Consider the following 615-nt stretch of genomic DNA (forward strand, 5'->3'; position numbering starts at 1 on the left):
CCAAAAGGCAACGCCCACGCCATCCTCACCCAGCCAGCCTGGATTCAGCATGATGAACTGCCCCTCCAATGGGCCGGAAGGCCACTCGACGGGCCAGCCGAACAATCGCCTTTCATCGGTCAAATGCAGCGTTACCAGCCTATTGTGACGCGCAAAGGTGCTGTACCACTCGCTCGGATAAGAGTTTTTATTCGTTACATTTTTACTTCGTAACCATTTGTGCAATTTGTCATTCGAAGCCAAAGCACACGACAACAAGCCGAGCCCCATTGAAACCATAAACGCCCACAAAGCTTGGGCTTTGCCATCCCATTTCCCTACAGAAAAGCCTTTCGAGCCTATCCATAGCCCAATAGCGCCGATCCCCAACACCACCCCATGAATCACAAACGTAAAAATCAACGCCTGCACAATCTGCCCAAACGTATCAGGCCGTTTGAATGAAGTGAGCGTGTAGAAAATCCAGGTCGAGACAAATCCGGGAATCAGATACTGCAACAACGGAATAACTTCTTTGACCAGATCATCCATGATCCGTGGCTCCTTGAAAGGCATGCCCACTGGTTACCGGGCGGCACTCAAAAGCCTAGCGCACACTGGCAAATGCCTCGTGCC

General features: G+C 51.4%; 1 protein-coding gene. It reads right to left on the bottom strand.

Features of this window, described 5'->3' with window-relative positions:
* The coding region (locus HT737_RS29440; protein ID WP_182404579.1) for a DUF6338 family protein at positions 1-531 on the bottom strand (531 nt) is incomplete at its 3' end.
* Between the last annotated feature and the right edge of the window lie 84 nt (positions 532-615).

Source organism: Pseudomonas sp. MD195_PC81_125 (assembly GCF_014060985.1).
In the GTDB taxonomy this organism is placed as follows: domain Bacteria; phylum Pseudomonadota; class Gammaproteobacteria; order Pseudomonadales; family Pseudomonadaceae; genus Aquipseudomonas; species Aquipseudomonas parakoreensis.